Origin of the sequence: Edaphobacter aggregans DSM 19364, assembly GCF_000745965.1 — a bacterium.
Classification (GTDB): domain Bacteria; phylum Acidobacteriota; class Terriglobia; order Terriglobales; family Acidobacteriaceae; genus Edaphobacter; species Edaphobacter aggregans.
Window position 1 is genome coordinate 1 of record NZ_JQKI01000143.1, and the last position, 12,434, is coordinate 12,434.

Here is a 12,434-nt window from a genome sequence, read left to right on the forward strand (position 1 = left end):
AGCGCCATGCCGGAGGTGGCTGCGGTGATGACGGCGACTTTGCCTTTGAGCTTGCTCATATCTTTATCCCTTTTCTGTGTTAAGGCTTCGAAGGTCTTTGGGGCTGCTGCGCTGGGCTACCCCTCACTTGGTTCTGATGAGTAGATGGAGCCGGGCCCGGGTTAGATTCAATAGTTCTGAATTAATGAACTATTGAACCTTTTCCCCGAAATACCTACTCTTATGTATGTGCGCCCCTTACTCCATCCATCGCTTGAGGACATCACGGTAGAGGGGATTCTCCATGCCTTGTCCGACCCGGTACGGGCGGCGATCTATGCAGATATCGTAGCTCAGGAGTGCTCGCATAACTGCTCGATGTTTCTGACCGTTAGCGACAAGGCAATTCCGAAGTCTACCCTCTCACAACACTTCAGGGCACTTAGAGAGGCGGGGCTGATCCGTGGCGAACGGCGCGGCGTGGAGATGCACAACACCTCACGTTGCGCGGAGATCGAGGAACGCTTCCCAGGGCTGATCCGGGCGATCGTCAACGCGCATACCATCCAATCTACGGATGAAGCTCGAGCAAAGAAACTTGCTGCGAAGCGATCGTCCAGGCGCAGCGAACAGTAAGTGGAAAGCTGCGGCCATCGCTGAGCTGAGCACTCGCGAGACGAATTACTAACGATAAGTCGCTAGCCTACATCGGAAACGCCTGGGCGAGGATGCATGATGCGGTACAGTTCACTGCGAAGATCGAATAAGGGATCATTTCCCATCCGCTGATAGGCCGTGCGTTTGGTGCGCTTTGGTATGGGGGGAGGATGCTCCGTGGCGTTCGGCAGAGTGTGCATAAGCCGTGCTATCTCGTCATCCAGTTCGGCGATGAGCTTCTGATAGTAGCGATAGCCGTCCAGCGACTGCTTCAAGGTGAACAGGTGCTCAGGCCGGTAGTCTCCCACGAGTGCCTGCGCGACGGTCTCGCAAGGGCTCTTCACGCGAATGTTACAGAGGTGCGCCAGGCACAAGGGATCACGGTTGCCTGCGAGGATCGCATCCAGGATGGCCAGTCCACTGGCACCCGTGATGTCGCTCAACACATGATGGATCTTGCAGGTTCATCAGGCTGAGAGACTTCTGCATGTGCTGCGTGTGTTCGGCGGCCATCTGGAGCAGGCTGCCGCGGTGTCGCCAGAGAGTGCGCACCGCGCAGATGTCTTCCGGTGGGCGGAAGCTGGCCTTCAGCAGTCCTACCGAGTGCAGATACTGAATCCACTCACAGTCGGACACATCACTCTTGCGGCCGGGGACGGTCTTCAGCGAATGCGCGTTGACCAGATACACCTTGAAGCCACGCTCTTCCAGAATCTGAAACAGCGGGATCCAGTACACCCCGGTGGACTCCATCGCTACCGTCCGGATGCGACAACACTCCAGCCACTCGGCTAAGGCGTATAGATCGCAGGTGAAGCTGCTGAACCTGCGCGTTGCCTGCTCATCACGGTCGGGTGGAACGGCTACGTAAATCTCCTCGGCTCCAATATCGATTCCAGCTGCATCGGGCTCCAGAATCGCTGAGCGGCGCTCTCGCTTCTCTCCTCGCTTTCCCATGGTCGCCTCCTTATAGCCGGAGAGTGCGGCCCGAGGTGCGATTCCTTCCAGTCTCCTCATCGAGATCGCTGCCCTCTTCTGCAGACGTCATCACTGAACTGTCCGCTACCTCAGACCCACGCTTTTCGACGGGCTCGGAAAGCACCAATGTCGGTTTCGGGCCGTAGCTTGCCGCCATCTCCAGCACCTATATCCTCGCTCAGAACCATGTTCCCTACGTCACTGTCTGGGCAAAGCCCAGTCTCCCGCTTTGCGGGCACTAGAGGAAAGCGTTCAACAGTGCTGGCCATAGGGAGGGATCAACAGTCCACAAACTAGGGGCGCTCAGGCAGTCGCTTTTGCTCTCACGGTAGCCGCTTTGCGAGTGCGCGCCAGTGAGCTGGCGGTGATCCTGGATGGGATCGATGTGTCGAAGTTGAACCGCGTGCTAGCGTCACGCGGAAAACGCTATTTCGCGACAGGGTCGGGGGCATAGCCCGGCGGATATTTCTGCCAGGGATATCCCTTGGCGGCCATTTCCTGTCCCCGGGCGAACAGCTGGGTCATGTAAACCGGGTCGAATTCCGATTTGCTGACCGCGGTGAAGTCGGCCGGAATATAAGCCAGGTTATAGTCCAGATGGTCCCGCTCCGCGGTCAGATACATGCGGTGGAGATCGCCATTGCCCTGCGTGTGAATCAGTGACGAGACCGCCTTTGAAGCGATGCTCAGCGTGCGCCGATCGACGTTGGCCCATTCCGCATCGAGCCGGTCATTTCTGATGATGTAGAGCGTCCGCTTGCGGTCATAGCCGTTCGCGGCCGCGATCTCCTTCAAATGGAAGCGCGGCGGATAGATGAATACCTCCGCAGTGGCCCCGCCGTCGACGTGCATCTCCTGATAACGTTTCCCGTCCACCGTGACGTCGATCATCACCGGCGGAAAGGCGCCCGGTATCGATGCGGATGCCAACAGTATCTTCCGGAACAGCCCGAGGGCGTCTGGGTCATTGCTCGCCGCGATCCCCGTCATGTTCCAGATGACTCCACGCTGCGCGTCCAGATCGGTCGTGCCGACCAGAAGCAACCGGCCCTTCGTATATTCGGCGGCGATCTCGGCGAGGAATTCAGGCGTTATAAGCCGATTCACCATCGCCTGGAGCGGCTGCGTATCGGCCATCGCATCGCTCATGAACGCTTTGACAATCCAGCGCTTGTGATAAATGCCGGCATCGGTAGTGGTCGTATAGGTCTGGCGCAGGATCGGATCATATTTGGGACCGAGGAAGGCGAACGGCGCGATCAGCGCGCCCGTGCTGATCCCGGTCACGGTCTTGAAGACCGGCCGCCCCGAACCCGTCCATCCGGTGATGAGCCCCGCTCCGAACGCGCCGTTGCCCCCGCCGCCGGAGATGGCAAGATAGGATGTTGCCGGCAGTGGGCCCTTGTGCCCCATGCTTGCGAGATAGGTCGTCTCGCGTTGCAGCGAGAGCAGATATTCGTCCTCGAATTTGTCGAAGTCCAGGCCGAGCACGAACCGCACATTATCGACCGGTGGGCGGGCCCGTGCCACCATGGGCGACGGCACAGCTGCCAGCCGCCGGGTCGAGCAGGCCACAAGGATGAGCGGCAGGCTGATCGCGGTAATCAGCCACATCGTCCAGGAGAGATTGGCTTTTCCAGCGTGTCGGGCGCGATTATTGTTCGTCATACCCCTTACCCCGTTCGGAACCGATGATACGCCTCTGGTATGAGGGCGCTGAAGGGCCTTGATCCGAACGTTTGGGCTCAACCCTCCCAGAGTCGTTGACTTAAGGAGAGCAGGCGACATTTCTACTTTGCGGAGCTACGACATTTCAGCTTTGCACTTACAGGACGTAGTTCCTCATAAACGGGGTTACTGAGATGGTCCGCCGCTTAAACCTCATCCTGGTGATGAGGATCTTATAGGCAGATTGAAGGAGGATCATCGAAATGGAGATTCGTTCCGTAGGCATTGACCTTGGCAAGACGACCTTTCACCTGGTGACTCTTGGCGATAACTGCAAGGTGCTGCTGAAGAAGAAGTTCACCCAGAAGCAGTTGATTGCCTTCACCGCGAACATGCAGACCTCTTTGATCGGGATGGAGGCCCGTTCCGGGGCGCACTTCCTGGGCCGTACGTTACGAGAACAAGGCCACGATGTGAAGCTGATCCCGGTCCACCCCAGGAGGAACACTATACCAAGAAGAGTCTTCCGTGTGGGCTGGTTGTACTACTCCTGTTTTCCTTCGTCCGTGGGGCTGCGTTCAGCGAATTGCTATTTAGTCACTTCAGGCGATACCGCCGCAGGGGCGGAACCGGTTTCCGGATTATAGAGCGGGTTATTCAGATCGATTGGATTCGGCTTGCCTGGAGTTGGCGGAAGGGCGCTCTCAAGCCATGCCCGATACACGAGGTCGCGAAGCATTCGGGCGCCAGCGGCGGTCCGGCTGTAGACCATCTCTCTCGCCTCCTGGTCGTGCGGATCATTAAAGGCTCCGCGCTTATCGAGTTTGTAGATTGCTTCGACATTGCTGCCAGCTTCATCGAGATGAGCCAGAATTAAATCGAATACGTCGCCCTGCAGATTGCTGGGCTTTCCAACTCGTGGGGCGATGTCCTGTTCGGTAAGAGTAATGACGTCGACATAAGACGTTTCGAAGCGTCCATGGATCTTGGGATCGCGGGTGTATCCCTTCGGATCTGGCCCCTGCCACCCGTCATGATGAATCGTGTCGTGCAATGGCTGCGAACCATCGCCGATATAGTGGCCCATCCATGCGACGTAGAACGCGCAGGTTTGCTCTAAAAAGGCGGTATCCCTGCCTGCGGCACGCTCTCTTCTGAGAAGCCTCATAGTTGCAACCAAGTGTCCGTAGACTTCAGCGGCTGCATAAGGCAACGTGCCGGTCCAGCGCACATTCATTCGTTTGGCGCTTTCCGGATCAGTTTTTTCGATACGGAGATACTCGCGATACAACTCCAGGACAAACTCATAACGCGAGCGAGGAACTACGTTAATGAAGGCAAACTGCTCACGAAACCAACCATGGTTGGGATCCTCTTCGATCTTTGAGAAAGGCTCTGAGGCCCCACGCCACGTATCAGGAATACTTGCCGAACCAGCTATATAGCCCGCATATTTTTTAAGAAACACCGGGCCGTCCTCGGGCAACATATCGACTGCAGTATGGTCGATCACTGAGTGCGCACGGACGCCCCAGGGATAAGCCGCTTCCGGGATGAAAAGCATCGCTATCAACAAAGCTGCGATGGACGATCTGCGGTTCATTCTTTTTGGCTCCGATCTCCTGGGTTAGTGACAGCCACACATCATTAGGGCGGGTATATCGTTGAGTGGAAGGTCTCTCACATCCGTGACTCTTGGTTACGGATCGAGAGGATCCAAAGGGTCCTGTTGTAGTGAATCAAGTCTTGGAAGAAAGACAAGACTCGTATCGGATGGATGTTCGACGATCTTGTAGGGGAGATATCCCATCTCTTTCAAGCAGCGGTACACAAAGGCCTGGCTTGCGATGCCGTCGATCTGTCCCTTATTGCTAATGACGAGCGCAGGCTTATCCATCGGCATCTTGTAACGATAGATCTCTCTCGCCGCGTCTCTCATGTTCGTCGTGGTGTGTCGTGCATGAGGGTCGATCAGAATCGCCGTCTCCGGAACGTGATAGTCGGTCAGGAGAGCCTTCTTCATTTCAAGCGCCTCAGCGAAGCGGGTCTGAGAGGGATGCACATAGCCCCCAGAGACGAGAATGAACGGTGCTTTTCCTGCGTGATAGGCCTCCGCTGCAAGGGCCGTACGACTTCTGCCGGCATCAGAGAGAGCCGTATTCGGATCACTTGGCCCCGCTCCTGGCACGACGATCACGGAGTACGGATATTTGCTCCACTGAATACGGGGAATCGTCTTGATAGCGGCCGCGTTTCCTGCCGTCTCCATGGGCTCTTCCCTGCCCGCCTCGTCGCGGCGGTTCATGGCCAGCAATTGCAACGCGGCCTTGAGCGAGGGAGAAAAGAAGAACTGAGAGTCTGGAGTCTCGGCAGACAGACTCTGAGCCATGGCACCGATCTTTTGCTGAAACTCGGATGAGTGCACATCGAAGGAGATGGAATCGATTAGAGGATACCGAGGAGCCTCTCCCTGTCCATAGACTGCAATGATGTTGTTGGTCCCACGCGCACATATCTCCCACGCGTTAGCCAGAAGAGCCTCTCCACTTTTATCTTGATAGAGAACATAGGTTCCGCTCGGACGGAGATCCTTGTTGACCAGCTCGCGCAGGGATGCGTCCTCGTGATAAAGCCGTTCAAGAGCGAATGAGACGATACGAATCTCTTCTTCGGTCCAGAGGAGACTTTTCATCGTGCAAACGGCATCTCCTTTGCAAGACCGAAGCGCCAGGCCAAGATATTGCTGCCGCTCTGCGCTGATTTCGGAGAGATCTTTGTCAGCATGAAGTGTGGAACGCACTTTAGGATCATCCTCGATCGCAGAGAACAGATAGAAGTTCTTATCCTGAACCGCATGTTGCAAGTGCAGAGGTTCTGGAACAATCTGGGCAGATCCAACATGACAAAACACAAAGAACGCTGCCGCCAGAGCGGACTGCGTGATGGGACGAAACTGCATTAAACATTCTCCCGGAGATTAACAGAGGGGCTAGTCAGGGATTGTGCAGAAGGCCGAAGCATGGAAAAGCGCCGGCCATCTGCGTCGTTTCGGATTGGTGAGTTATCAGAACTTCAGACTCATTCCGAATTGCATGTTGCGCGAGGTTCGCGCTGATTGTTCAGCTAGGAAGTTGCTTGTATTGACCGCATTGATAACGGCCCCTGTGCAACCAGTAGTGGTATTGCAGTTGAGGTTATTGGTGTTCAACAGATTTTCGGCCTGAGCAAATGCTGCTACATGAAACCGCTCACCGAAGTTGAAGTAACGTTTGATCTGAGCATCCTCTTGAGAGAGTCCGCTGCCACGCAAGCTGTTCCGGCTTACGAAGATTGGCCGATCATTGATCACGCCATCCTGGTTAAGATCTGTACCTGCGATCGGATTGATTGGATAACCCGAGTTCATAAAGGTCATCGAGGACAACTCGAAGCCATTGAGCCAGCGCCACGAATGAGCAGTGACCGTGGGCTGATAGATCCCTTGAATGACCAGATTGTGTCGCGTGTCGTTGTCCGCGTTGCCATAATCGCGCCGCAGATTGGTGGGATCGCTGACGCTGCCGCCTTCACCGATATTTTCTGACAGGGCATGCGAGTACATGTAGTTGACGGTAAATTCCAGCCCGCGCGAAATGCGCTTCTGCAGGGTCAGGAAGCCGCCATTGAAGTTGGTGTTGGCTCCGCTCCGGATGAGATTGATCGCTCCAAAGTTTGTGTTCGGTCGGTTGGCCGTTCCAGCGAAGATTGGGCGACTATCGGCCAGCGTGTTTCCAGTTGGGGTGAGATTTGTGTCGGTGTAATAGAGTCCATGTCTCAGGCTTGCGAACTGGTAACCGACCGTTAGCTGATAATTGTGTCCGAGATCCTGTTGGACTTGCAGATTAGCCTGATGCTGATACGCATTGTGAAAGCTGGGATCAAAGGCGGTGATATTCGGTTTTACCTGAAAGGCAGAGCCGCTCAGATCGGGTGTGTTTGGAAATACCGGCGCTCCAGTAGTTCCGCCAGCCACCTGATATGAGAGAAGACGATGGCCATTGACCTGAGCAGCATTGTAGAAGGTGGCGAGACCCGGAACGTCATAGTACATTCCATACGCAGCGTGAACCACCGTCTTGCCGTTCCTAAAAGGAGACCAGGTCATCCCAAGGCGCGGGGCAATGTCGGTGTAATCGTTGGGAATACTACGCGATAACGGATAGGGTGCTTGAGCGTCGAAGGTGGGAAACAAAATCGCTTCGTAGCGAGCGCCGACGTTGAGGCTGAAGTTCTGACTGAAACGAATCTCGTCCTGCGCGAAGAAATTCAGGAAGTTGAATGCGATACGGATGTTCGGGGTTCCGCTGTATGTTGTGAGAAAGGTATAAGTATAAGGTTTGCCGGTCGCCGGATCGGTTGCCCCGGAGGTCGTGTTAAGGAACTGATCGAGAGAGCTCACCGCCTTACGTCCACTCTGTTTGTCTAGAGCAAGACCGCTGAACGTAAACGTTGGGGCGGTGCCGGAAAGATTGGCAAAGAGTTCGTGATCGTATTCACCACCAAACTTAAATGTGTGACGTCCCCGCGTCCAGGTCAGATTATCGAGCACGCTGGAGCTGCGCTCTGTCGTAGTCGTCGTCGTAAGCGAGCTATATCCGATATTCGCTACGCTGCTGATGTTGATCAGGGCATTTCCATAAGGCGAGGCGTTGGCCAACGGAAAGTTCCCCGTATCACGCTGAATCACACCGAAGCGCAGTTCGTTCAGTAACCGATCCGAGAGGACAGTCGCCAGCTGCACGCCGCCGCCATTCTGGTGATCGACGTAGTGCGAGCCTCGATCGACAATGGAGAGTCCGCTCGCATTATTCGGTTGCTGGTTGGTAAAGCGGGCATAGCGAATATATCCGCTGTTCTTCGCATTCAGATTGAAGTCCACCTTACCTACCAGAGTGCGGTACGTCTCCCCGAAGGGAGCCGTTCCAATCTGGTTCGCAGACAATCCCAATGCCGCTGCATTGGCAGGAGTAATCGTAATCGGATTAGGAAGCGTATAGGGGTTGTTCTCGAACTGTCCGAAGAAGAAGAGCTTGTCCTTAATAATAGGACCGCCAAGTGTGAAGGCGACGTCCCACCAGCTCCGGTCGGGTTGTGCTTTCGCAAGGGTTGGGATCGCCTGAAGGTCGAGAGGGCGCCACTGCCCGAGAGCCGACCCATGATACTGATTGGTTCCGGATTTGAGAAGGACATTGATCTGTCCGCCGGCCGCGCGCCCAAACTCTGCGGAATACCCGTTCGAGAGCGTCTGGGTCTGCGCCACCGCCTCCGGAGTGACGATAATCAAACGGATCTGACGACTGGTTCCATGTTGCGTATTGTCCAAACCATCCAGATTCCATTGCGACCGCTCTGTCCCGCCGAAGGTGAACTGCGTCGTAGAAAAGGTGCTCGTCGGTATGCCAATCACGCCTGGTGAAAGTAGAAGATAGTTGAACAGATTACGGGATGCAATCGGAAGATTTTCAATCTCATGCTGATCGAGCACTGCTCCAATGGTCGAGGTACCGGTATCCAGAATATTGGCTCCGGCCTCCACTTCAACAGTTTGTGAAGTGCTTCCCACCGAAAGAGCAATATCGATTCGAGCCTCCTGCCCCACGTTAAGGACGATTCCCTCTTGAGTGGTTTTGTGGAATCCGTCTGCCGTCGCCTCCAAACGATAAGTGCCGACATGCACCAGAGGAAATCGGTAGTAACCGTTCGCGTCCGTGTTGGTCTCTTGCGAGGTGCCGGTGCTGACATTGGTGAGAGTGATCTGGGATCCAGTAATAGAACTCTTCGATGAATCGACCACATAACCATTTACTGCTGCGTCAATAGCATTCGCCTGTCCGAAAGAAGCTACAGGAAACACCAGAAGGACTAAAAAAGACAAAAGATAAAGCTTACGAATCACGATGGCTCTCCGAATGGCAGCGATGTTGCGTTGGTTACAACGCTAGAGAGTCACTACCTGCACGAACAGTCTCAAGTCCACGTCACAATGTGATTTCACAATGTGACAAGCCATGAAGTACTTATAAAAGAATGACTTCCAAAGCCATCCCCCTGCCGGTTTACCAGAATTTCATAAGCCTTCGCCATAATCCAAAAAGTGTCAACTTCTCTTCAGGACCTGTCGTCGTACACCCAATCTCCTCTAATGGATGAAGAGCGCTGGCAGGCTGTCCTGCATATCGTCAACTCCCCTCTATTCTCTAGGTCCTCGCGACTGTCTCAGCTCTTGCTGTACCTCGCCGAACAAACTCTTCTCGATCGAACAGAGCTCCTTAATGAACAGAACATCGCGACTGAGGTCTTCGCACGAGGCGATGATTTCGATCCCGGCGTCGACACGATCGTTCGTTCGCATATGGTTCGGCTGCGACAAAGGCTCGATCAGTACGCCGCAGACTCTCAAGACACTGTATTTCGGGTTACTATTCCTAAAGGGGAGTACCTGGTACGATTCGATCGCGTTGTCGCTTCGTTTCGTGAACTTGCAGAACCGCAGACGATTCCCCAGATTGCTGCAAGAGCACCATCTGTAACAGGAGAAGACACCTCTTCCCGGAGCCGTTGGGTTACAAATCCACTTTTTCTGCCGTGCTGCCTGATGAGTGTTCTCATCGTCTTTCTTTCCTTCGCTCTATTTTCCACTCCATATAGAGATAGAGCTAAGACAGCCCCGAACCGTCCAACCCACCCGCTTTGGAATCGCATCTTCCAGTCTTCGCGACCGACGACCTTCGTAGCCGCTGACAATGGCCTGGTGCTGCTGCATTGGATGACAAGGAAGGACACGACGCTGACCGAATACCTCAACCACGACTTCCGTCAAGAAACCCAAGGACTCTCCAGGGAAAGAATCGACGAGATCCTTAATATTGCGAACCGTCGTTATACCTCATTCGTCGACTTGAATCTCTTTCGCCGGGTCCAGCAGCTCCCATTCGCTTCCCCCGACAAGCTCATCGTGAAATATGCTCGAGACCTTCGCATGGATGAGCTTAAGCAGGGGAACATCATCCTTTCCGGCGCACGCGGAGCCAATCCATGGCTCGAGCTTTACGAACCCCAGATGAACTTTTTTGGATCTAACGATGGCGTTCACCATATCTATAGCTTCATTAACCGTCAGCCCCAGCCGGGAGAACCGGATCGATACTTTGTATCTGACTCTGACCCCAAGCGACGCGTTCTTGGCGTATTAGCCTTCATCTCCAACCTGGACGGAAACGGAAACGCCTTAGTGATTGAGGGGAATTCCATGGCCGGTACCGAAGCCATCACCGACTTTCTCTTTAATGACGACGCCCTTCTTCCCTTTCTCAACCAGCTTAAGAGACCGGATGGAACGCTTCCGCATTTTGAGGTCCTGATTGAATCCAACAGCGTTAATGGGAACGCCGGATCATTCCATATTCTGGCGTACAGAACTCACAATTGACAGCGGACCTGGAGGCGACACTGGAGTGCCCGGCTTGTTTTGTACCAGTGACTAAGAGACACACTGAAACGCTTGACCCAAACCCCAAAAACTCCTCCGTTTTGAAGTTGAGACTTGGCGGTCACCGTGCTTCCCTGAAGAGGGAGAGCAGAGCCGGGATATGTTGTTCGTATCGGCGGTGTAGGGTGGCTGTCGCGCAAGCAGCGACGAAGCTTCAAACTGAGACGCTGCCTGGAGCCTTCTCCATTTGACGTGCAGGAAATGTAGGTCCATCATTGTCGGGAGGTCGGCTATCGAAGCCGGCCTTCAGTCCGTCACCTGTCAGCTAATCGGTTTGCCCTGCATTAATTTGGCAGGTGACCAATCCAGCCAGGAGGTGGCCAATGAGAAGTCTGATCAAACTACTTATGCTCCCTGCAATCTTGGTGACCCCAGCAACCCTCTGGGGCCAGGAAATCATTGTCCCGGCGGGGACGATCATGCAATGCACGTTGGAGGACGCAATCCTCTCGTCGAAAACCGTTGCACCCGATGATCCCATTCTTTGCGCTACAGGAACCCTGCGTCAGTTCGGTGTTTCTGTGTTTCCGCAAGGTGCTTACCTGGAAGGACGATTCGCTCAAGCTCGTGACCCAGGACATGTCTGGGGTAAGGGATGGATGCAACTCGAATTCGATCGCATCATATTGCCTGGCTCTGCATTACCCATCTCGACAAAAATAACCTCAGCCCCTCGCCTGAAGGTTGATGTCGAGGGAAGAATTCACGGGACCGGCAACGCGCGCCGCGATGCTATCCAATGGTCGATTCCAGTCTTGTGGCCGGGGAAGCTTGTCACGCTTCCAATGCGAGGTCCCCGGCCGGTCCTGAAGCACGAGGCTCGCATCACTCTCAAGTTGATGCAAGATCTCGCCGTTCCGCAGGAAGGTGTGGGACGCGAGGCGCAGCGGCTTGTCCTGCCCAGCGCCTTCCGTCCTTCATCAGCAACGAGGGAACCCATGATTCGTCGAGCATCGATGGTCTCAGCATCCGGACAAGATCGGTCGTCGACAGAGGGCACCTTATTGATTCTGAAGGATGGCAGCGGCCAACTCGTCAAAAACTACTGGTTTGACTCCGGTCAGAAAATCCAATTCCTTTCAGTCGACGGAACGACCGGCGTCTTCCCAATTTCAGCTCTCAACTTCGACCTGACAGTAAAGCTGAACCGTGAGCGCGGCGTGACATTTGTCATGCGCTCCAACGGTCAGGAGCAATAGATGCAACAGGAGCAATAGACCAACGCTGATCGCATGTGTTCAATTAGACTGGCGGTCTTGTTGGCGTAGCAGACGATTCGCCAATGCAGCCGGTGATCCATTGGTCCAGAGAAGATAAAACCAATGTGACCCGGCTGCAACTTGGCCTGTGGAATCAAAAACCTGAGAAAAGAGCACACCTGCGATGGCGATGCGCGACCAAAACCGCGTATGGGAACAACGTTCCTTGTTTGGTGATGTGCCCCAGTCGTTGACGATCGGCGCTGGAGTCCTCACAGGGAATGAGGCCCAGATAGCTACCTATCTGATGGCCGCAACCGAAGCGATCCGGAGATCCAAGCACCAGCACAAAGGCCAGTGCGGTGATGGGCCCCACGCCGGGATGCGTCATCAGCCGCAGTACCTCGGGCCGTTTGCGTGCCTCC

10 protein-coding genes and 1 pseudogene are annotated in these 12,434 nt (G+C 54.7%); 4 read left to right on the forward strand and 7 right to left on the reverse strand.

Annotation, left to right across the window (positions count from 1 at the left end; translation table 11 throughout):
* Positions 1-222: 222 nt before the first annotated feature.
* A complete protein-coding gene (locus tag Q363_RS26645; protein ID WP_211256363.1) occupies positions 223-615 on the forward strand; it encodes an ArsR/SmtB family transcription factor in 393 nt (130 codons plus the stop codon).
* Positions 616-677: 62 nt separating this feature from the next.
* Here the strand turns inward: Q363_RS26645 and Q363_RS36910 are convergent, their stop codons facing one another.
* From Q363_RS36910 to Q363_RS26655, 3 genes are all read right to left on the reverse strand, one after another.
* The gene (locus tag Q363_RS36910) at positions 678-1,079 is read right to left on the reverse strand and encodes a hypothetical protein (RefSeq protein WP_157467624.1); all 402 of its coding nucleotides are present in this window, start codon (positions 1,077-1,079) and stop codon (positions 678-680) included.
* Entirely contained in the window at positions 1,015-1,593 is a 579-nt protein-coding gene (locus Q363_RS36915; protein ID WP_064742735.1) for an IS110 family transposase, read from the reverse strand. The genes Q363_RS36910 and Q363_RS36915 overlap by 65 nt, the downstream gene beginning before the upstream one ends.
* 447 nt (positions 1,594-2,040) lie before the next feature.
* Positions 2,041-3,282 carry a patatin-like phospholipase family protein gene (locus tag Q363_RS26655; protein ID WP_211256364.1) on the reverse strand — a complete coding sequence of 414 codons (1,242 nt, stop codon included), beginning with the start codon at positions 3,280-3,282 and terminating at the stop codon, positions 2,041-2,043.
* A gap of 263 nt (positions 3,283-3,545) precedes the next feature.
* On the opposite strand from Q363_RS26655, the pseudogene Q363_RS46890 reads away from it, so the two are divergent.
* A pseudogene (locus Q363_RS46890) lies at positions 3,546-3,767 on the forward strand (IS110 family transposase); the annotation flags it as partial.
* A gap of 104 nt (positions 3,768-3,871) precedes the next feature.
* On the opposite strand, the gene Q363_RS26665 reads toward Q363_RS46890, so the two are convergent.
* The 3 genes from Q363_RS26665 to Q363_RS26675 all read right to left on the reverse strand — a co-directional run bounded on the left by Q363_RS26665 (position 3,872) and on the right by Q363_RS26675 (position 9,217).
* Positions 3,872-4,885, reverse strand: coding sequence for a phospholipase C/P1 nuclease family protein (locus Q363_RS26665; protein ID WP_035356826.1), 1,014 nt, complete (start codon positions 4,883-4,885; stop codon positions 3,872-3,874).
* Positions 4,886-4,981: 96 nt separating this feature from the next.
* Entirely contained in the window at positions 4,982-5,974 is a 993-nt protein-coding gene (locus tag Q363_RS26670; RefSeq protein ID WP_169747145.1) for a YdcF family protein, read from the reverse strand.
* Between the two features lie 372 nt (positions 5,975-6,346).
* Positions 6,347-9,217 (reverse strand): TonB-dependent receptor, encoded by a 2,871-nt coding sequence (locus Q363_RS26675; protein ID WP_169747146.1) that lies wholly within the window; start codon positions 9,215-9,217, stop codon positions 6,347-6,349.
* Between the two features lie 246 nt (positions 9,218-9,463).
* Between Q363_RS26675 and Q363_RS26680 the strand changes: the two genes are divergently transcribed.
* Together Q363_RS26680 and Q363_RS36920 are read left to right on the forward strand one after the other, a co-directional pair.
* A complete protein-coding gene (locus tag Q363_RS26680) occupies positions 9,464-10,750 on the forward strand; it encodes a winged helix-turn-helix domain-containing protein (protein WP_035356828.1) in 1,287 nt (428 codons plus the stop codon).
* Between the two features lie 383 nt (positions 10,751-11,133).
* Positions 11,134-12,009, forward strand: coding sequence for a hypothetical protein (locus Q363_RS36920; RefSeq protein ID WP_157467626.1), 876 nt, complete (start codon positions 11,134-11,136; stop codon positions 12,007-12,009).
* A gap of 154 nt (positions 12,010-12,163) precedes the next feature.
* Here Q363_RS36920 and Q363_RS46895 read toward each other — a convergent pair whose 3' ends face one another.
* Positions 12,164-12,400, reverse strand: coding sequence for a transposase (locus Q363_RS46895; protein ID WP_425387788.1), 237 nt, complete (start codon positions 12,398-12,400; stop codon positions 12,164-12,166).
* Between the last annotated feature and the right edge of the window lie 34 nt (positions 12,401-12,434).

Bases quoted from the DNA above. Each gene is read 5' to 3' on its own strand.
- Q363_RS26645 (WP_211256363.1), top strand. From the start codon at position 223: ATGTATGTGCGCCCCTTACTCCATCCATCGCTTGAGGACATCACGGTA.
- Q363_RS36915 (WP_064742735.1), bottom strand. From the start codon at position 1,593: ATGGGAAAGCGAGGAGAGAAGCGAGAGCGCCGCTCAGCGATTCTGGAG.
- Q363_RS26655 (WP_211256364.1), bottom strand. From the start codon at position 3,282: ATGACGAACAATAATCGCGCCCGACACGCTGGAAAAGCCAATCTCTCC.
- Q363_RS26665 (WP_035356826.1), bottom strand. From the start codon at position 4,885: ATGAACCGCAGATCGTCCATCGCAGCTTTGTTGATAGCGATGCTTTTC.
- Q363_RS26670 (WP_169747145.1), bottom strand. From the start codon at position 5,974: ATGAAAAGTCTCCTCTGGACCGAAGAAGAGATTCGTATCGTCTCATTC.
- Q363_RS26680 (WP_035356828.1), top strand. From the start codon at position 9,464: ATGGATGAAGAGCGCTGGCAGGCTGTCCTGCATATCGTCAACTCCCCT.
- Q363_RS36920 (WP_157467626.1), top strand. From the start codon at position 11,134: ATGAGAAGTCTGATCAAACTACTTATGCTCCCTGCAATCTTGGTGACC.
- Q363_RS46895 (WP_425387788.1), bottom strand. From the start codon at position 12,400: ATGACGCATCCCGGCGTGGGGCCCATCACCGCACTGGCCTTTGTGCTG.